General features: G+C 72.4%; 18 protein-coding genes. 14 read left to right on the forward strand and 4 right to left on the reverse strand.

The features are described 5' to 3' along the window. The first annotated feature begins 1 nt into the window (after position 1). The 8 genes from OG242_RS28825 (at position 2) to OG242_RS28860 (ending at position 7,298) form a co-directional block, all read left to right on the forward strand. Positions 2-1,111, forward strand: coding sequence for an MCE family protein (locus OG242_RS28825; RefSeq protein WP_405900928.1), 1,110 nt, complete (start codon positions 2-4; stop codon positions 1,109-1,111). Continuing rightward, a complete protein-coding gene (locus OG242_RS28830) occupies positions 1,108-2,286 on the forward strand; it encodes an MCE family protein (RefSeq protein ID WP_405900929.1) in 1,179 nt (392 codons plus the stop codon). Before OG242_RS28825 ends, OG242_RS28830 begins: the two co-directional genes overlap by 4 nt. Beyond that, positions 2,286-3,545 (forward strand): MCE family protein, encoded by a 1,260-nt coding sequence (locus tag OG242_RS28835; RefSeq protein ID WP_405900930.1) that lies wholly within the window; start codon positions 2,286-2,288, stop codon positions 3,543-3,545. The genes OG242_RS28830 and OG242_RS28835 overlap by 1 nt, the downstream gene beginning before the upstream one ends. After that, positions 3,542-4,063 (forward strand): hypothetical protein, encoded by a 522-nt coding sequence (locus tag OG242_RS28840; RefSeq protein ID WP_405900931.1) that lies wholly within the window; start codon positions 3,542-3,544, stop codon positions 4,061-4,063. Before OG242_RS28835 ends, OG242_RS28840 begins: the two co-directional genes overlap by 4 nt. Then, positions 4,060-4,674 carry a hypothetical protein gene (locus tag OG242_RS28845; protein ID WP_405900932.1) on the forward strand — a complete coding sequence of 205 codons (615 nt, stop codon included), beginning with the start codon at positions 4,060-4,062 and terminating at the stop codon, positions 4,672-4,674. The genes OG242_RS28840 and OG242_RS28845 overlap by 4 nt, the downstream gene beginning before the upstream one ends. Before the next feature lie 87 nt (positions 4,675-4,761). Continuing rightward, positions 4,762-5,292 carry a nuclear transport factor 2 family protein gene (locus OG242_RS28850; RefSeq protein WP_405900933.1) on the forward strand — a complete coding sequence of 177 codons (531 nt, stop codon included), beginning with the start codon at positions 4,762-4,764 and terminating at the stop codon, positions 5,290-5,292. Positions 5,293-5,324: 32 nt separating this feature from the next. Further along, positions 5,325-6,053: a hypothetical protein gene (locus OG242_RS28855; RefSeq protein ID WP_405900934.1), complete on the forward strand. Its 729-nt coding sequence runs from the start codon at positions 5,325-5,327 to the stop codon at positions 6,051-6,053. Positions 6,054-6,089: 36 nt separating this feature from the next. Continuing rightward, complete coding sequence (locus tag OG242_RS28860; RefSeq protein ID WP_405900935.1) at positions 6,090-7,298, forward strand: lytic murein transglycosylase; 1,209 nt, start codon at positions 6,090-6,092, stop codon at positions 7,296-7,298. A gap of 85 nt (positions 7,299-7,383) precedes the next feature. On the opposite strand, the gene OG242_RS28865 is transcribed toward OG242_RS28860, so the two are convergent. Continuing rightward, positions 7,384-8,448, reverse strand: a complete 1,065-nt coding sequence (locus OG242_RS28865; protein WP_405900936.1) for an ATP-dependent DNA ligase — start codon at positions 8,446-8,448, stop codon at positions 7,384-7,386. A 97-nt stretch (positions 8,449-8,545) separates the two neighbouring features. On the opposite strand from OG242_RS28865, the gene ligD reads away from it, so the two are divergent. From ligD to OG242_RS28880, 3 genes are all read left to right on the forward strand, one after another. After that, positions 8,546-9,553 carry a non-homologous end-joining DNA ligase gene (ligD, locus tag OG242_RS28870; RefSeq protein WP_405901753.1) on the forward strand — a complete coding sequence of 336 codons (1,008 nt, stop codon included), beginning with the start codon at positions 8,546-8,548 and terminating at the stop codon, positions 9,551-9,553. Then, the gene (locus tag OG242_RS28875; protein ID WP_405900937.1) at positions 9,550-10,620 is read left to right on the forward strand and encodes an ABC transporter permease; all 1,071 of its coding nucleotides are present in this window, start codon (positions 9,550-9,552) and stop codon (positions 10,618-10,620) included. The genes ligD and OG242_RS28875 overlap by 4 nt, the downstream gene beginning before the upstream one ends. A 144-nt stretch (positions 10,621-10,764) precedes the next feature. Continuing rightward, positions 10,765-11,715, forward strand: coding sequence for a multicopper oxidase domain-containing protein (locus OG242_RS28880; RefSeq protein WP_405900938.1), 951 nt, complete (start codon positions 10,765-10,767; stop codon positions 11,713-11,715). Here OG242_RS28880 and OG242_RS28885 read toward each other — a convergent pair. Beyond that, positions 11,712-13,910, reverse strand: coding sequence for a DEAD/DEAH box helicase (locus OG242_RS28885; RefSeq protein WP_405900939.1), 2,199 nt, complete (start codon positions 13,908-13,910; stop codon positions 11,712-11,714). The genes OG242_RS28880 and OG242_RS28885 overlap by 4 nt on opposite strands. A 158-nt stretch (positions 13,911-14,068) precedes the next feature. On the opposite strand from OG242_RS28885, the gene OG242_RS28890 reads away from it, so the two are divergent. Both OG242_RS28890 and OG242_RS28895 read left to right on the forward strand, forming a co-directional pair. Further along, positions 14,069-14,323, forward strand: coding sequence for a WhiB family transcriptional regulator (locus OG242_RS28890; RefSeq protein WP_405900940.1), 255 nt, complete (start codon positions 14,069-14,071; stop codon positions 14,321-14,323). A 97-nt stretch (positions 14,324-14,420) separates the two neighbouring features. Continuing rightward, entirely contained in the window at positions 14,421-16,004 is a 1,584-nt protein-coding gene (locus OG242_RS28895) for a GMC family oxidoreductase (RefSeq protein ID WP_405900941.1), read from the forward strand. Between the two features lie 28 nt (positions 16,005-16,032). On the opposite strand, the gene OG242_RS28900 is transcribed toward OG242_RS28895, so the two are convergent. Further along, positions 16,033-16,947: a chitosanase gene (locus OG242_RS28900; protein ID WP_405901754.1), complete on the reverse strand. Its 915-nt coding sequence runs from the start codon at positions 16,945-16,947 to the stop codon at positions 16,033-16,035. A gap of 72 nt (positions 16,948-17,019) precedes the next feature. Here OG242_RS28900 and OG242_RS28905 point away from each other — a divergent pair, with 72 nt between their 5' ends. Beyond that, positions 17,020-17,730, forward strand: coding sequence for a hypothetical protein (locus OG242_RS28905; RefSeq protein ID WP_405900942.1), 711 nt, complete (start codon positions 17,020-17,022; stop codon positions 17,728-17,730). Positions 17,731-17,794: 64 nt separating this feature from the next. Here the strand turns inward: OG242_RS28905 and OG242_RS28910 are convergent, their stop codons facing one another. Then, a complete protein-coding gene (locus OG242_RS28910; protein ID WP_405900943.1) occupies positions 17,795-18,769 on the reverse strand; it encodes an acyl-ACP desaturase in 975 nt (324 codons plus the stop codon). Between the last annotated feature and the right edge of the window lie 169 nt (positions 18,770-18,938).

An 18,938-nucleotide genomic window follows, 5' to 3' on the forward strand; every position in this document is an offset into this window, starting at 1 on the left:
CATGAGACTCACCCGCGTCATCGGCATCGGCGCCGGCCTCGTCGTCGTGGCCGTCGCCGCCACCTCCGGCGTGATGGCCCTGGAGGAGGAGGAAGGCACCACAGTCACGGCCTACTTCGACCAGGCCACCGGCGTCTACGCCGGGTCCGACCTGCGCATACTCGGCGTACGCGTGGGCCGCGTCGAATCCGTGGAACCGCGCGGCAAGGACGTCGAGGTCGTCCTGCGCATCGACAAGGGCGTCCAGGTCCCCAAGGGCGCGCACGCCGTCGTCGTCGCACCCAGCCTGGTCGCCGACCGGTACGTCCAGCTCGCCCCCGCCTACACCGGGGGAGCGGTCATGAAGGAAGGCGCCCGGCTGCCCGCCGCGAACAACGCGACCCCGGTGGAGGTCGACCAGCTCTACGCGTCGATCACCGAACTGTCCACCGCGCTCGGCCCGGACGGGGCGAACGCCGAAGGGGCCTTCGCCGGGCTCCTGGACACCGGGGCCAAGAACCTCAAGGGCAACGGCAAGGACATCGGCGACTCCATCGAGCAGTTCGGCAAGGCGACGAAGACCCTGGACAAGTCCAGCGGCAACCTCTTCGACACGCTGTCCTACCTCCAGACCTTCACCACCATGCTGAAGGACAACGACGGCAACGTCCGCGCCGCCGAGGACCAGCTCAACTCCGTCACCGGCTTCCTCGCCGACGACAAGAAGAACCTCGGCGCCGCCCTCAAGGAACTCGGCACCGCCCTCGGCCAGGTGAAGGCGTTCATCAAGGACAACCGGGGCGAGCTCAAGAAGAACGTGGACGCCCTCGTGCCGATCACCCAGACCCTCGTCGACCAGCGCGCCTCGCTGGCCGAGTCGATGGACGTCCTGCCGCTCTCGGCGGGCAACGTCCTCAACGCGTACGACCCCGAGCACCGCACGCTCAACGGCCGGACCAACCTCAACGAGCTCAGCATGGGCGGCCCGCTGCTCGAATCCAGCCTCGACCTCCAAGGGCTCTCGCCCGTGGACGCCGAGCGGCAACAGGCCCTTCCCGCGCTGCCGCTGCCGGCCGTGGGCACGGTCTACGGCACCCCGAAGGACAAGGACACGAAGGGGGCGGACCGATGAACCGGAGACCGCGCAGACCCGCGGCCCTCGGGACCGCGGGCGCACCGGCGCTCGTCGCGTTCGGCCTGTGCTGCACCCTCTTCGTCACCGGATGCGGAGTCCCGCACTTCTCCGGCATCGAGGACGTGCCGCTGCCCGGCGGCGCCGACCTCGGCGACCACCCGTACCAGATCACCGCGGACTTCGGGGACGTGCTCAGCCTCGCCCCGCAGTCCTCGGTCAAGGTCAACGACGTCGCCGTCGGCCGCGTCACCAAGATCTCGCTGGCCCCGGACGGCTGGCGGGCCCGGGTCACCATGAAGGTCAACGGGAGGATCGGCCTCCCGGCCAACGCGTACGCCCACCTGGAGCAGTCCAGCCTGCTCGGCGAGAAGTACATCCAGCTCTCGCCGCCCGCCAAGGGCAAGGAGCGGGGCACCCTCGCCGACGGCGACCGCATCCCGCTCACCCGTACCAACCGCAACCCCGAGGTCGAAGAGGTCTTCGGCGCCCTGTCCATGCTCCTCAACGGCGGCGGCGTCCAGCAGCTCAAGACCATCACCACCGAGCTCAACAAGGCACTGACCGGACAGGAACCCCAGGTCAAGTCCATGCTGCACCGGGTCGACAAGCTCGTCACCAACCTCGACGACCACCGGGGCGACATCACCGCCGCGCTCGACGGCGTCAACCGGCTCTCCAGCACCCTCGCCGGGCGCAAGCAGCAGGTCGGCACGGTCCTCACCAAGCTCAGCCCCGGCATGAAGGTCCTCGAGAAGCAGCGCGGCTCGCTCATGACGATGCTGCGCTCCCTGGACACCCTCTCGGACGTCGCCGTCGACACCATCAACAGGGGCAAGGCGGACACCATCGCCGACCTCAAGGCCATCGCCCCCACCCTGCGGGCCCTGGCCGACTCCGGCAACGACCTGCCCGACTCCCTCCAGGTGCTCCTCACCTACCCGTTCACGGACGAGGTGCTGCGCGGCGTGAAGGGCGACTACCTCAACGTGTACCTCGACCTGACGGCCGAACCCGGAACCCAGATCATTCCCGCCTACGACCCCGACTCCGACCCCGAGCCCGGCACGCCCGCGCAGGCGAAGACGGTCGCCGGTGCCGGACTGCCGCTGCCCCTTCCCGCGACCTCGGCGCCCACGACGAGCCGGCCCACGGACTCGAAGGGGAGCAACTGATGATCACCCTCGCCATCCGGCTCAAGAACATCGCCTTCCTGATCATCGCCGTGCTGGTCCTCGGCTTCCTCGGCGTCCGCTACGCCGACCTCGGCCACTACATCGGCATGCGCGACTACTACACCGTCAAGATGCAACTCCCTCGCACCGGCGGCCTCTTCACCCACTCCAACATCACCTACCGGGGCGTCTCGGTGGGCCGGGTCGGGCCCATCGAACTCACCGACGACGGCGTCGAGGCCGAGCTGCGGATCGACAAGTCCGCACCCCGCATCCCCGACGACCTCAAGGCGGTCGTGGCCAGCCTCTCCGCCGTCGGCGAGCAGTACGTCGACCTGCGGCCGACCCGCACCGAGGGCCCCTACCTCGCGAACGGTTCGGTCATCGACGAGGCCGAGACCACCGTCCCGGCGCCCGTGACCAACGTGCTCACCAGCGTCAACGACCTCACCTCCTCGGTCGACCTGGAGTCCCTGCGCACCGTCGTCGACGAGTTCGGCACCGCCTTCAGCGGGCGCGGCGACGACCTCCAGGTCCTCCTGGACACCGGCAGCGAGTTCGTCGACGCCGCCGACGATGCCCTGCCCGTCAACACCAGGCTGATGGAGGACGGCAAGACCGTCCTGCGCACCCAGGTCGAACAGGGCGAAGCCCTCAAGGGGTTCGCCTCCGGAGCCAAGGAGCTGGCCGCCCAGCTCAAGGGCTCCGACACGGACCTGCGCAAGCTGATCGCCGCCGCCCCCGACGCGACGAACCAGATCAGCGGGCTCCTCCGGGACGTCGAACCCAGCTTCGGCGTCGTCGTCGCCAACCTCCTCACCACCTCCGACGTCGCCGTCACCCGCCAGCGCGGCCTGGAGGAACTGCTCGTGAAGCTCCCCGCAGTCGCGGCGGCCGGCTCCAGCGCGGTCGACGAGGACGGTGCCCGGTTCGGCATGTCGATCACCTTCTTCGAGCCGCTGCCCTGCACCGCCGGCTACGAGGGCACGACCTACCGCAACGGCCTCGACCTCTCACCCGCCCCCGAGCTCAACACCAAGGCCCGCTGCGCCGCCTCGCCCGGCACCGGCATCGACGTCCGGGGCAGCGCCAACGCCCCCAAGGGCGGCCCGCTCCCCGAGCCGGCGAAGGCCGGCGCGCTGCACCTCGGGGACACCAAGGACGACCGGCTGCCCGGAGCGCTCGGCGCCAGGTCCGACGAGGCACCGGTCCGCAGCATGGCCGGGCTGCTCGGCCTGGGACAGGAGGACGGCGAGTGAATCCCCGTACCCGCACGCTCGGCGGCTGGGCCGTCCTGCTGATCGCGGCGCTCGTCTGCGCCCTGGGCGGCTGGTCGTACGCCCAGGCGCGCGGCGACGACGACCTGTCCTACGCCAAGAGCCGGGACACCGCCCTCGCGGACGGTAGGCAGGCCCTGGCCCGGCTCAACACGCTGGACGGCAAGGACGCGACGAGCGTGGACGCCGGCCTCGCCGGCTGGCTCGAGTCCGCCACGGGTCCGTTGCACGACCAGCTGAAGCGGACGCGCAAGAAGGACGCCGCCGACCTGCGGAAGTCCGGCGCCACCGCGCGCGGGAAGGTCACCGACGCCGCGCTCACCGAACTGGACGACCGCACCGGCACCGCGCTGATGATCGCGACCGTCGACGTCGAGATCACCCCGCGCACCGGCAAGGCCGGAACCGAGCGCAAACGCTTCGAGGCCACGCTCGCCCGGACCGGGGACGGCTGGAAGGTCAAGGCGCTCACGGCGCTCGGCATAGGGAGCGGCGCATGAACACGGACGTCGAGGACAACGAGGACACCGCGACGACGGCCGACGAGAAGCCGGAGGCCGCACCGGAGGCCCTCGAGGAGACAGACGGCAACGACAACGACACGCGCCCCGCCCGCCGTTGGCCGCGCGTCCTCGCCGGGGTCCTCGTCGTCGCGCTGCTCGCCGCAGGGGCCGTGATGTACGCGGCCGGCCGGCAGCTGCGGGACACCCCCGCCACCTCCAACCGGGCGCTCACCGACAGCGCGGCGACCGCCCAGGTGGCCGGCGAGGTCACCAACGCCCTCGGCAAGGTCTTCTCGTACAGCCCCGACGGCACCGCCGCCACCAAGGCGTCCGCGCAGAAGCTCCTCGCGGGCAAGGCGCTCCAGCAGTACGCGGCACTGTTCGGCCAGGTCGAGAAGCAGTCGGCCGACCAGAAGCTCACCCTCACCACCCATGTCGTGCGCGCCGGGGTCACCCGGCTGACGCCCGACAGCGCCCACCTGCTCGTCTTCCTCGACCAGGTCTACGAGCGCAAGGGCAGAGCCGCGAGCAAGGCGGCGGCGCAGCTCTCCGTCACGGCCCAACTGCGCGAAGGGCACTGGACGATCGTGGAGATCACCTCCCGGTAGCGCTCCGACGGGCACCACCGCACCACCACCGCACCACCGAGCACGGACAGCACAGCACGGCGGGACCGCCGGCAGGGAGAGGCAGCGATGGCACGGGTAGCGATGACGAGGAATCCGCTGGTGGCGGCGGCGATCGTGCTGACGGTCGCGGCGGCCGGCGCCGCGGGCTGGGGCGGGGTGTCCCGGTACCAGGCGGGGCACGACGGCTCGGCCGCGTACGCCCAGACCCGCGACGACGTGCTGGCCGCGGGCGAACAGGCCGTGCAGAACATGAACACGCTCGACCACGCACAGCTCGACAAGGGGCTCGACAGCTGGGAGGACTCCACCACCGGGGATCTGCACCAGCAACTCGTCGAAGGCCGGAGCGGGTTCGTGAAGCAGATCCAGGAGGCGAAGACCGTCAGCACCGCCAAGGTGCTGGCCGGCGCGGTCACCGAGCTCGACGACCGGGCCGGGAAGGCCGGGGTCATGGTGGCGCTGCGGGTGACCGTGACCGCGCCGAAGGGCAAGCCCGCGGTGAAGGAGAGCCGGATGCTCGGCCAGCTCACCCGCACCCCCGACGGGTGGAAGCTCAGTGCCCTCGGCCAGGCGCCCGTCGGCAACACCGCCGGCTGACACCCCCGCCCCCGCACCGAGAGGAACCCGACATGTCGACGACCCGTCACCTGGTCAACCGTCAGCGCCGCCTGGCCACCGTCGCCGCCGCGGAGCGCGGCGCGGCCCCCACCGCCCCGGCCCGCCCCCACACCGGTCGTGGCCCCGACCCGGAGAAGCCCGCCAAGGAGGTGGAGGAAGCCACCGAGGACTCCGCGGACGACGAGGAGGGTGAGCCGGACGGCGGGAAGGCCGCCGCCCGGCGCCTGCGGCGCCCGAGCCTGCCCGTCGTCCTGTGCGTCCTCACCGTGCTCCTCGGCGCCTTCGCCGCCTGGGCGTTCACCTCGGCGGCGAGCCTGCGCGACGACCCGAGCCGGCAGAACACCGCGCTCACCGACATCAGCCGCACCAGCGAGGTGAAGGGCCAGATCACCGAGGCCGTCGGCGCGGTCTTCTCGTACGACTACGCCGCACCGACCAAGGCGGAGACGGCGGTGACGAAGTACCTGACCGGCAAGGCGGTCCAGCAGCACGCCGACATGCTCGCCGAGGTCCGGGCGCAGGCACCGAAGCAGAAGCTCGTGCTCACCACGACCGTCACCGACAGCGGCGTGGAGATGCTCGACGGCGACCGGGCCCGGCTGCTGATCTACGCCGACCAGCGCAACACCCGCACCGGCAAGTCCGAGGAGACCACCTACGCGGCCGCCATGTTCAGCGTGGACGCCGTCCGCAAGGGCGGCACCTGGCGGATCTCCTCCATCGACACGTTCACCCGGTGACCCGCCGGAGGCGACCCCACACACAGGAGGGCACGCATGAGGTTCAACGGCACCATGCGCCGCGGACTGGGCGGCACGGCGGCGGCCGTCGCCGCGATGGCCGCGCTCACGGCGTCCCAGGCACCCCAGCTCGCCGCTCACACGGAGACCCCGAAGCACCGCCAGGAGACGGACGACGTCGTCTGGTCCGATGTGCCCAACGACGACTCGTACCACACCGAACTCCCCCCGCTGAAAAGCCCGGAGCCCCCCAAGAAGGGTGAGAAGCAGAGCCCCGCGGCCAAGCAGTCGTGGAGCGAGGCGGGCGTCCCCGCCACGGTGCTCGCCGCCTACCGCAAGGCCGAGGCCACGATGGGGCGAAGTGATCCCGGCTGCCGGCTGCCCTGGCAGTTACTGGCGGCGATCGGCAAGGTCGAGTCCGGGCACGCGGCCGGCGGGCGGGTCGACAAGCAGGGCACGACGGTCTCGCCGATCCTCGGCCCGGTCCTCAACGGTGCCGGGTTCGCCAACATCGCGGACACCGACGGCGGCGCGTTCGACGGGGACGCGACGTACGACCGGGCGGTGGGCCCGATGCAGTTCATCCCGTCGACCTGGGCGCACTGGGGCCGGGACGGCAACGGCGACGGACGCCGCGACCCGAACAACGTGTACGACGCGGCGCTGGCCGCGGGCGCCTACCTGTGCGCCGGGACGCGCGATCTGTCGATCCCCTCCGACATGAACCGGGCGATCCTCAGCTACAACCACTCCGAAGCGTATCTGCGTACGGTGCTGTCCTGGCTGGAGTTCTACCGCAAGGGCATCCACCCGGTGGACGACGGCACGGGCCCGATCCCGAAGAGCCCCGGCGCCGGCAGCCCGAAGAAGCCCAAGCACCCCGTGGGCGGGTCCGGCACCGAGGACGACGGCGGCATCGAGGTCGGCCCGCAGCCCAGCACCGGCCCGACCGCACCCGGCACCCACGAGCCGGACCCGAGCACCACCCCCGCCCCGGACCCGACGGACACCACCGGCCCCTCGCCCGACCCGTCGGACCCCGGCTCCCCCGACCCGAGCACCTCGCCGGACCCGACCACGACGAAGCCGGACCCGACCACGACGAAGCCGGACCCGGGCTGCACGACGGCCGCCCCGTCGCCCGGCCCGACGGAGACCACCGACGCCAGCGGCTCGCCCTCGCCCGAACCCACACAGACCGACGAGCCCTGCACCACCCCCACCCTGCCGCCCACGGCGGACTAGGGCCGTGCCTTTGGATCAGGCCGGGCTCGCGGCCTGATCCAACGGCACGGCCCCACCCGGGCGGCGGCTGCGCGTTCCGAAGGGCTCAGCCGTCGCCCGCCAGCACCTGGGCGAGGTCGTAGCGCACGACCTCCTCCAGCTGTGCGTACGTACAGCTGTCCGGTGTACGGTCCGGCCGCCAGCGGCGCCACTGGGCCGTGTGCCGGAACCGGTCGCCCTCCATGTGGTCGTACGCCACCTCGCAGACCCGCTCCGGCCGCAGCGGCACCCAGGACATGTCCTTCTTGCCGGACCAGCGGCTCGGGGCACCCGGCAGCCGGGCGCCCGCGTGCGCCTCCGCCTCGGCCCAGGCGCGCCACGGGTGGTCCCCGGCGTCGGTCAGCAGGGGCTCCAGCTCGGTGACGAGTTCGGCGCGCCGCTTCATCGGGAAGGCCGCGCAGACCCCGACGTGCTGGAGCGCGCCGCTGTCGTCGTACAGGCCCAGCAGCAGCGAGCCGACGACCGGGCCGCTCTTGTGCAAGCGGTAGCCGGCCACCACGCAGTCGGAGGTCCGCTCGTGCTTGATCTTGTACATGGACCGGACGTCCGGCCGGTACGGAGCGTCGAGCGGCTTCGCCACGACCCCGTCCAGGCCCGCCCCCTCGTACTGCTCGAACCACTCCTGGGCGCGGGCGGGATCGGTCGTCGACGGGGCCAGGTGGACCGGTGCCGACGCCCCGGCGAGCGCCGCCTCAAGGACCGTGCGCCGGTCCGCCTGCGGGGTGTCCAGAAGCGTGTCGTCGCCCAGCGCCAGGAGATCGAAGGCGACCAGCGCGGCCGGGGTCTGCTCGGCGAGCAGCCGCACCCGGGAGTCGGCGGGGTGGATGCGCTCGCTGAGCCGGTCGAAGTCCAGCCGCCCGTCGTGCGCGACCACGATCTCGCCGTCCACCACACAGCGCTCCGGCAGATTGTCCCGGACGGCGGTGACCAGCTCGGGGAAGTACCGGGTGAGCGGCTTGCCGGTCCGGCTGCCGATCACCACCTCGTCGCCGTCCCGGTGCACGATCGCCCGGAAGCCGTCCCACTTGCCCTCGTACTGCATGCCCGGCGGAATCCGCTTCACGGACTTGGCGAGCATCGGCTTCACGGGCGGCATCACCGGCAGGTCCATGGACAGATTGTGGACCGTACGGCGACCGGAGTCTCCCGATATGCGGCATATGTGTACCCGGCCTACCGTGGCCGACATGGCAGCAGCGGGCACAGCGGTGGAGCTGGACGCGGCCGGGCGGGCGGTCCGGCTGTCCAACCCGGACAAGGTCTACTTCCCGAAGAAGGGCTACACGAAGAGGGACGTCGCCGAGTACTTCCTCGCCGTCGGACCCGGCATCCTGCGCGCCCTGCGCAACCGGCCCACCACCCTCCAGCGGTTCGTGGACGGCGTCGAGGGCGAGTTCTTCTACCAGAAGCGCGCCCCCAAGAACCTCCCCGACTGGATCCCGACCACCGAGATCGCCTTCCCGAGCGGCCGGTCCGCCCGGGAGATGTGCCCCAGCGAGGTCGCCGCCGTCCTCTGGGCCGCCAACCTCGGCACCCTCACCTTCCACCCGTGGCCCGTCCGGGGCGGGGACACCGACCACCCCGACGAACTGCGCATCGACCTGGACCCGCAGCCCGGCACCGGCTACGCCGACGCGGTCCGCGCCGCCCACGAGCTGCGCGGCGTCCTCGACGAGCACGGGCTGCGCGGCTGGCCCAAGACCTCCGGGGGGCGCGGCATCCACGTCTTCGTCCCCATCGAGCCACGCTGGACGTTCACCGAGGTACGCCGTGCCGCCATCGCGGTCGGGCGCGAGCTGGAGAGCCGTATGCCGGACCGGGTCACCACCGCCTGGTGGAAGGAGGAGCGCGGCGAGCGGATCTTCGTCGACTACAACCAGACCGCCCGCGACCGCACCATCGCCTCCGCCTACTCCGTACGGCCCTTCCCGCACGCCCCGGTCTCCGCCCCGCTGCGCTGGGAGGAGCTGGACGACGCCGAACCCCGCGACTTCGACCTCCGCACCATGCGCGTGCGGTACGCGGAACACGGCGACGTGCACGCCGACATGGACCAGGAGGCGTTCCGCCTCGACTCGCTGCTCGAACTCGCCGACCGCCACGCGAGCGACGGCGGCCCCGGCGACCTGCCCTACCCTCCCGAGTACCCGAAGATGCCCGGCGAGCCCAAGCGCGTGCAGCCGAGCCGCGCCCGCCGCGAAGGGTCCCGGGGATGAGCGACGGGCCCGGTCCGGAGCACGGGGCGCACGGCCGGCCGCTGACCCGGAGCCAGAAGTGGGAGGGCTTCAAGGAGTCCCCGTACTTCCCCGCGATCGTCCTGCTGTTCATCCTCGCGGCAGCCGCCGGGCTCTTCGCCGGTTCCTACACGTACGCGATGGCCAACCCGACCCCGCACCGCATCCCCACCGCCGTGGTCAGCGAGCCGGACACCGCGCGCGGCCGGGAGTTCGTCGCCGGGATGGACAAGGCCCTGGACGCCTCCCTGGTCATCCACGTCTTCCCGACGGCCGCCGCCGCGCGCGAGGCGCTGGAGGAGCAGGAGGTCTTCGCCATCGTGCGCTCCGACGACCGGGGCGTGTCCCTGGACGTGGCCGCTGCCTCCGGGGCGGCCGTCGCCCAGCTGCTCGCCGAGTCCGCCGTGAAGGTGGGGGACACCCTCGGCATCCCGGTCGCCGTGCAGGACGTCAAACCCCTCCAGAAGGGCGACCCGCGCGGGCTGGCGCTGTTCTACATCTCGCTCGCCGCCGTCATCGTCGGCTTCGTGGGCTCCATCCAGCTGAGCGTGCACGCCCGGGCACTGATCCCGCTGGAGCGGATCGGCTTCACCGTCGCGTACTCGCTGCTCGGCGCCTTCGCCATCGCCGCCGTCGTCGACTGGCTGCTGGGGGCGGTCGACCTGCCCTTCGTCGAGTCCTGGCTGATCCTCGCGTTCACGATGTTCACCTCGGGCATGGTCTTCACGATGTTCAACACCCTGATCGGGCGCTGGGCGATGCTGCCGACCTGGGGCGTGATGGTGCTCCTCGGCAACCCGTCCTCCGGCGGGGCCGTCTCCTGGCCGCTGCTGCCCTCGCTCCTGGGCCACATCGGACGCTGGCTGCCCCCGGGCGCCTCCGTCAACGCCCAGCACACCGCCGTCTACTACCAGGGCCACCAGCGCGTCTTCCCGTATCTGGTGCTGGCGGTCTGGGCGCTGGTCTCGGGCACCGTCTTCTGGGTGTGGCGCCACCGGCACCCCGGCGGCCGCGAGCACATGCCGCAGCACGCGGCCACGCTCACCTGATCCGCCGCACGGCATTTCGCGACTCGCCCACGGCCTTGGCGGCCCCCGGGCGGAGTTTGTCCTTACTGTGGGTAAGCGATTTTCCCGGGTCTGTCACGACCCGTCGCATCCTCGGCAGCACCCGTCAGCAGTGGGGAGTTCGACATGGACCGCAGAACCTTCAGCCGGCGGATGCTGATGGGCGGCGGGGTCGCCGCGGCGGCTGGGGTGACATCGTTGTCCCTGCCCGTGGCCCAGGCCGCCGCCGCCCCGAACACCCTGCGGACGGCGACCGTCGGGGGAGTGGTCCGGCACATCCGCATGTACGTGGAGCAGCTGGCGGACGGCCGGATGGGCTACGGCCTCGAGAGGGGCAGGGCGACCGTGCCGGGCCCGCTGATCGAGCTCAACGAGGGCGACACCCTGAACATCGAGTTCGTCAACCTGCTGGACGTGCCGGCCGGCCTGCACGCGCACGGCGTCGACTACGACATCGCCAGCGACGGCACCCGCATGAACGCCAGTACCGTCGAGCCCGGCTCCACCCGCACGTACACCTGGCGCACCCACCGGCCCGGCCTGCGCCGCGACGGCACCTGGCAGCCCGGCAGCGCGGGCTACTGGCACTACCACGACCACGCCGTCGGCTCCGACCACGGGACCGAAGGCATCCGCGAAGGGCTCTACGGACCGCTCATCGTCCGGCGCCGGGGCGACATCCTGCCGGACAAGACGATCACGATCGTGTTCAACGGCATGTCGATCAACAACACACCGGCCGGCAAGACCCCCGACTTCACGGCCACGCTCGGCGAACGGCTCGAAGTCGTCATGATCACGCACGGCGACTTCTACCACACGTTCCACATGCACGGTCATCGCTGGGCGGACAACCGTACGGGCATGCTCACCGGCCCCGAGGACCCGAGCCGGATCGTCGACACGAAGATCGTCGGCCCGGCGGACTCCTTCGGCTTCCAGGTGATCGCCGGTGAACACGTCGGCGCCGGCGCCTGGATGTACCACTGCCACGTCCAGAGCCACGCCGACCGGGGCATGGGCGGGATGCTGCTCGTCGCCGACCGGGACGGCCACGTGCCCGGCCACGACGGCTAGGTTCCCAACGGACGTGCCATAGCCTGGAGGCGCCGCTGCTCCTCCTCGACGATGCGGCGGGCCAGGCCGCCCTCCGACACGTCGACCGCGTCCGGCGTCGTCTCCGCGACATCGCTGCGCCGCGCGTACGCGTCGAACAGGCGCTCCTTGCCGGCCACGATGTCCAGCATCCGCTGGTCGACGCTGTCCGCGGCGAGCAGCCGGTGCACCTGGACCGTCCGTATCTGGCCCATCCGGTGCGCGCGGGCCACGGCCTGGTGCTCCGTCGTCGGCTTGATCTGCGGTTCGCACAGGATGACGACGGACGCGGCTTGCAGATTCAGCCCGACCCCGCCGGCCTGGATCTGGCACAGCAGCACCGCGTGCCCGTCCGCCGCGGCGAAACCGTCGACCAGCTCCTGGCGCCGGGCCGCCGCCACGCTGCCCGACAGTGGCCCGAACACCCCGTCGCCCAGAGCCTCGCGCACCGTGTCCAGGACCTCGCGGAAGTAGGAGAACACGACCACCTTCAGGCCGTTTCCCGCCGCCTCCGCGACCAGTTCGCGCAGCCGGTCCAGCTTGGCGGAGGTCTCCGGACGGGCGTACGCCGCCCGCCGCATCCGCATGAAGTGCCCGGCGGCCACCGCTTCCCGGTACGCCAGCAGATCGCCCTCGCTGAACTCCTCCCACTCGTCCACCTGGACCACGGCGGGCAGTTCCGTGAGGACGTCCCGCTGATTGCGCCGCAGATAGGCCGGGGCCACGGCGCGGCGGAACGCCTCCGAGCCCGCGGCACCCTGGCCGGCGCTGACCGCGGGGGCCAGCTCGGGCCGGAGCTGACGGACGAGGCTGCGGAACTCCTCCACCCGGTTCTCCATCGGCGTCCCGGTCAGGAACAGCACCCGGTCCGTCCGCGCCGACCAGCCGGAGACCGCGCGCGAACGGCGGGTCGCCGGGTTCTTCACGTAATGGGCCTCGTCGACCACGAGCATCCCGGGGCGGACGCCGGCGTCCTTCGCGTCCGGCAGCGTGTGCAGCGCGTCGAAGGTGGTCAGGGCGACCCCGCCGGCCTCGCGCCACTCCGCGAAGGCCTCCCGCCGCTCAGGACCGTGGACCGGCAGGGGGCGCAGCGTGGACCTGGCCCGGACCTCCCGCGACCAGTTGATCAGGACGCTCGCCGGGCACACCACCAGGAAGTGCGTCTCCCCGCGCGCCGCGAGATGGGCCAGGGCCGCGATGGCCTGGACGGTCTTGCCGAGCCCCATCTCGTCGCCGAGGATCACCCGCTTCTGGACCAGCGCGAAGCGCGCGCCGAACGACTGGTACCCGCGCAGCGAGACCCGCAGCCGCGCGTCGTCCAGCCGCAGCCCGCGCACCCGGTCCGCCATGCCGGACGGCAGGAACCCCTCCGCCGCGTCCCGGTCGGGCCCCGAACCGGACAGCTCCGCCAGCAGGCTGTAGTACTCGGCGGACCGCAGCTCGAAGTCGACCCAGGCGGCCACCGGGGACTCCGCCTCCCGCAGCAGATCGGCCGACACCTGGGCGAACAGCGGCGGCAGCCCGCGTTCCCCCGCGTCGGCGACGGCCGCCCGGACACCGGTCACGGCCTGCCGCACCCCGGCGCGCGCCCGCCGCCCCGCGAAGACCATCCGCAGCCGGCCCCGCGCCGGTCCGGCCGCAGTCAGCAGCGGCTCCAGGCGCTCGGCCAGCGCGCGGGCCCCCTCCACCGCCCGCCGCACGTCCGGACCCGCCTCGACCAGCCGGTACAGGGCACCGAGGAGCGCGGTCACCGCCTCGTCCTGGGCGTCCACGTCGATCCGCAGCGCGACCGTGTCCCGGACCGCGTGCGCGATCTGCCCCGCCGCGGCCAGGGCCTGGTCGGCGGTCTGCGCGCCGACGCCGGGGATCTGGCGGAGCTCGTAGCGGCCGGCCCCGTACACCTGGCCGACCGTCGTGAAGCCTGCCCGCTCGATCGCGCCGAGGCGCAGCCGGCCCTCGGTGACGTCCTTCAGCCGGGCGACCGGGATGGCGGCGAGACCGGCGCGTACGAGGTCGTCGAGCAGGGGGTCGAGGCACGTCCGCACGGCGGTGACGGCCCGGGTGTGGTCCGCGAGAACGCCGCGCGCCGCGTCCAGCAGACCTTCGGCGCGTACGAGCAGCTCCCGGGCGGCCCGCCCGGCCGGTGCCGCGCCCTCCGCGGTCCCGCCCTCAGTCATGTGCGTCCCTCTGTCCCCGCGAGCCCCACCGGTCTCCGTCCCCGGCACCGCACATCGTCCCACGCACCACCGGCAGCCGGACCGGACACGGGGCGGGATGACGCCCCATTGACGCCGCGTTGATCAGTCGTTTATCGATGCAGGGCACTGTGGCAACCATGCTGATCAACACCGCGACCGACCCCGCCTTCTCCTGGCAGGAGACAGCACTGTGCGCGCAGGCGGGCCCCGAGTTCTTCTTCCCGGCCCCGGGCAGTTCCACCCGTGAGGCCAAGCAGCTCTGCAACGCCTGCGAGGGGCGGCAGGCGTGCCTGGAGTACGCCCTCGACAACGACGAGCGCTTCGGCGTGTGGGGCGGCCTGTCCGAGAAGGAACGCGAGCGGCTGCGCAGAGTCGGACGCGAGCACGCCTGAAACCGCCCCGCCCGTGCGAGACTTCGGCCTTCCGCTGTCCGGCACGCGGACTCCGTGACCGTTGCGGAACCCGCGTCGACCAGGAGGAGAAGCCGAGTTGAGCGAGTACGACTACATCGTCGTCGGGGCGGGTTCGGCCGGCTGCGCGCTGGCCGCGCGGCTGTCCGAGGATCCCACCGTCCGGGTCGCCCTCGTCGAGTCGGGCGGGCCCGACCGCAAGCAGGAGATCCGCGTCCCGGCCGCCTTCCCGAAGCTGTTCAAGACCCCGCTCGACTGGGACTTCAGCACGGTGAAGCAGCCGGCGCTCGGCGGCCGTGAACTCTTCTGGCCGCGCGGCCACACCCTCGGCGGCTCCTCCTCGATCAACGCGATGATGTGGGTGCGCGGCCACCGCGACGACTACGACGCGTGGGCCGGCGCCGCCGGGCCGGAGTGGGGCCACGACGCGATCGTGCCCTACTTCCGGCGCGCCGAACGGTGGGCCGGCCCCACCGCGCCCGGCACGGTGTACGGCACCGAGGGCCCGCTGCACATCGCGCCGCCCCGCAGTCCGTCCCCGCTCACCGCCGACTTCGTCACCGCCTGCCGCGAGGACGGGCTGCCGTTCCTCGACGAGCTGAACGCCCCCGACCACAGCGGGGTCGCCATGACACCCGTCAACCAGCGGCGCGGGCGGCGCTGGAGCGCGGCCGACGGCTACCTCCGACCGGCCGCCCGGCGCGCCAGTCTGGACGTCCTCCCGCACACCCGCGTCCGCGCCCTCGCCTTCGACGGCGACCGGGCCACCGGGGTGCTGACCGAGGGCCCGGGCACGCTCACCGCCCGCCGCGAGGTGATCCTCAGCGCCGGCGCCATCGGCTCCCCGCACCTGCTGCTGCGCTCGGGCATCGGCGACCCCGGCGAACTGCGCGACGCGGGCATCGAGGTGCGGGCCGCCTCCCCGGACGTCGGCCGCAACCTCCAGGACCACCTGTCCTTCGCCGTCACCCTGCACTGCCCGCGCCCGGTGACCATGACCGGCGCCGACACCCCGGCGAACATCGCCCGCTACCTGCTGGCCGGGCGTGGACCGCTCAGCTCCAACCTGGCCGAGGCCGTCGCCTTCGTCCGCAGCACATCGGAACCGGCCGCCCCCGACCTCGAACTCGTCTTCGCCCCGGCGCCTTTCATCGACCACGGGCTCACCCCGCCCACCGAGCACGGCGTCACCATCGGCATCGTCCTGCTCCAGCCGGAGAGCACCGGGCGCATCACGCTGGACCCGGACCACCCGGAGCCCGGCTCGGCCCTCCGGATCGACCCGGGCTACCTCGCCGCCGAGGCCGATCTGCGGTGCATGATCGACGGCGTCCGCCACGCGGAACGGCTCTTCGCCCACCCGGCCCTCGCCGCGCACACCTCGACGCCCATGGGCCACTACCCGGGGCAGGTCGACGACGACCGGCTGGCCGAGGCGATCCGCACCGGGGCGGAGACCCTCTACCACCCCGTCGGCACCTGCCGGATGGGCGAGGACCCCGGCTCGGTCACCGACCCCCGGCTCCGGGTGCGCGGAGTCCGGGGCCTGCGCGTCGTCGACGCCTCGGTCATGCCGCGCATCACCCGGGGCCACACCCACGCGCCCACGGTCGCCATCGCCGAGAAGGCCGCCGAACTGATCAGGCAGGACGCCCGGCGGTAGCCCCTGACGGGCCGCCGCCGGACGGGGATCACGACGGGATACGGAACGTCTCGCCGTACATCTTCCAGGTCAGCGGCGGCTCCAGGTCCAGCTCGCCGTCCTCCAGGAACACGCGCTGCGCGGTGTCGATGCGCGAGGTGTCGTGCTGGTCCTTCTTCGACTTCATCACGGCCCGCGCGGTGTCCAGGAAGATGTCCAGGTACGCCGACTCGTCACCGCCCTCCGCGACCGTGTCCGCCTCGGCAAGCGCCGCCTGGCGAATGCCGTAGAACGAGTCCGCCTCGTGCCCGGGACCCTGGAGCACCATGGTGTCGAAGTAGATGTACTGGCCCAGCGCGCCGAGCCCGTCGAGCTTCGCCAGCCGCACCGCCGGCTCGAAGAACTGCTTGTCCCGGACCTCCTCCTGCGCCTCGCGGAACGCCGGGTCCCCGGCCGCCTTCTTCCACGCGGCCGTGAACCCCGGGTCCAGGCCCTCGTGCGAGCCGGTCCCGTCGACCTCGCGCAGGGCCGGGAGGTACGGGGCGAGCGGGTTGCCCGGGTGGTCCTTCGTGAACGCCTCGACGAACACGAGCATGTCGTGCGTACCCGAGCAGAAGCCGACGAGGCCCGCCGCGTAGCCGGTGCCGTCGCCGCTGTCCTCGATCGTCCCGTACTGGGTGCGCCAGTCCAGGGTGGAACCCTCCGCGCTCGCCAGCAGCTGCCAGGCGACCTCGCGCATCCTCGGAGCGGCGAGCCCGGCCGGCGCCCGGTCGACCCGCTTGTTCATCTCCGCGCGCTCCTCGTCGTCCGCCGCGGCGAACGGGTCCGTGTTCACCGGCCCGCCGGCCGACGCGTCGGCGGCCTTGGGGGAGTCCGTGGGCAGCCCGGAGTCGTCGTCGCCGGTGTTGACGAGGAGGGAGACGGCTATCAGGAGCGGCGCGGCGACGAGAGCGAAGCGGGTCACAGGTTTCACCGGCACAGAGTACGGTCCCCGCCCGCCCGGGGATGGCATACCCCGGCACGGCAGAATCGGCCCATGACCGACGCCCTGCTGAAGGCCCTCGATCCGCTTCCGTACCCGCGGCGCATGCGTGAACTCGCCGCCCGTGCACGCGCGCTGTCCGCTTCGGGGGATTTGCGCGCCGTGCTGGACGAGCTGGACGCCGGCGGGCCCCACGAGCGCGGAACGGCCGTCGTCGCCGCGGCCGTCGGCGGCGACGACGCGGGCAGCGACCGCGACCGGCCGGCGCGCCGGCGGGCCGTCCACCTGGTGAATGAGCTCGCGATGGCGGCCGGGGCGTTCCCCGACGCCACCGTGCGCTCGGTCCTCACCGCAGCCGGTGAATTCCTCGCCCGCCACCGCGACCACGTACCGCAGGCCGCCGAGCTGCTGGTCAGGGCGGTGGACCCGGACAGCGGGCCCGACGCCCTCCATGCCGCTCTCGACCGGCTCGCGCTGCTGCACAGGGGCCGGCCCGTGCTCGCCGCCCGCACCGCCCTCGCGTACAGCAGGAACCGCGGGGTCCCGCAGGGCGAGGACGAGGAGGCGACGATGCTCGCGGTGGCGGGACGCCTCGCCGAGGACGGCGGCCTCGCGCACGGCCTGCTGGCCTTCCAGCTGGTCGCGGTGGGCGGGCGGCACACGGGCTGGAGCGGGCCGTGGCGGACCCAGCTGCGGCTGCTGCGGCGGCACCCGGAGGCGGAGGTGCGGGACGCGGCGTACGCGGAGGTGACGGTCCGGGAGTGAGCGGCCTCCCGGAGCCGTCCGGCCGCCGCTCCCGGGGGCCCGGGGGCGACGGTCCTTCGTGCGGTCAGCCCTGGGCGCGGGCCGCCATCCGGGCCTTGCGCGCGGCCAGCTTCTCGTCGAACTTCGAGGCCTCGGAGTCCAGGCCGTGCATGTACAGGCCGAGCTCCTCCTGCGCCTTCAGGCCCTCCGGGCCGAGGCCGTCGATGTCGAGCACCTTCAGGTAGCGCAGCACAGGCTGGATGACGTCGTCGTGGTGGATGCGCATGTTGTAGATCTCGCCGATCGCCATCTGCGCGGCGGCCCGCTCGAAGCCGGGCATGCCGTGGCCGGGCATCCGGAAGTTGACGACGACGTCGCGCACGGCCTGCATCGTCAGGTCCGGGGCCAGCTGGAAGGCCGCGCCCAGGAGGTTGCGGTAGAAGACCATGTGCAGGTTCTCGTCGGTCGCGATGCGCGCCAGCATGCGGTCGCAGACCGGGTCGCCAGACTGGTGCCCGGTGTTGCGGTGCGAGACGCGGGTCGCCAGCTCCTGGAAGGCCACATAGGCCACGGAGTGCAGCATCGAGTGCCGGTTGTCCGACTCGAAGCCCTCGGCCATGTGCGCCATCCGGAACTGCTCCAGCTTGTCCGGGTCGACCGCGCGCGAGGTGAGCAGGTAGTCGCGCATCACGATGCCGTGCCGGCCCTCCTCGGCCGTCCAGCGGTGCACCCAGGTGCCCCAGGCGCCGTCGCGGCCGAAGAGCGAGGCGATCTCGTGGTGGTAGCTGGGGAGGTTGTCCTCGGTGAGGAGGTTGACCACGAGGGCGATCCTGCCGATATCGGTGACCTTGGACTCGTCCGCCTGCCAGGCCTCGCCGTCCTCGAAGACGCCGGGGAAGTTGCGCCCGTCGGAGAACGGCACGTACTCGTGCGGCATCCAGTCCTTGGCGACCTTGAGATGCCGGTTGAGCTCCTTCTCGACCACCTCTTCCAGCGCGAACAGGAGGTGGGCGTCGGTCCACTCCTGTGAACTGCCGAGATGGGGAGAAGTGATCGTCATGGAGGCTCCTGGGGACGGGAGAATTACCTACGGACTCGTAGGTTACGAGACCGTAGGTTAAAGCGGCGGTAAGGCCTTAGCCAAGCCCGAACGGGCGAAAGTCGCTCACTCTGCGTCACCATCGCCGGTCGGGGGTGCGTGGCCGGCCCGCCGCGCACCCCGTCACCGT

This window comes from Streptomyces sp. NBC_00727 (genome assembly GCF_045161745.1).
GTDB lineage: Bacteria > Actinomycetota > Actinomycetes > Streptomycetales > Streptomycetaceae > Streptomyces.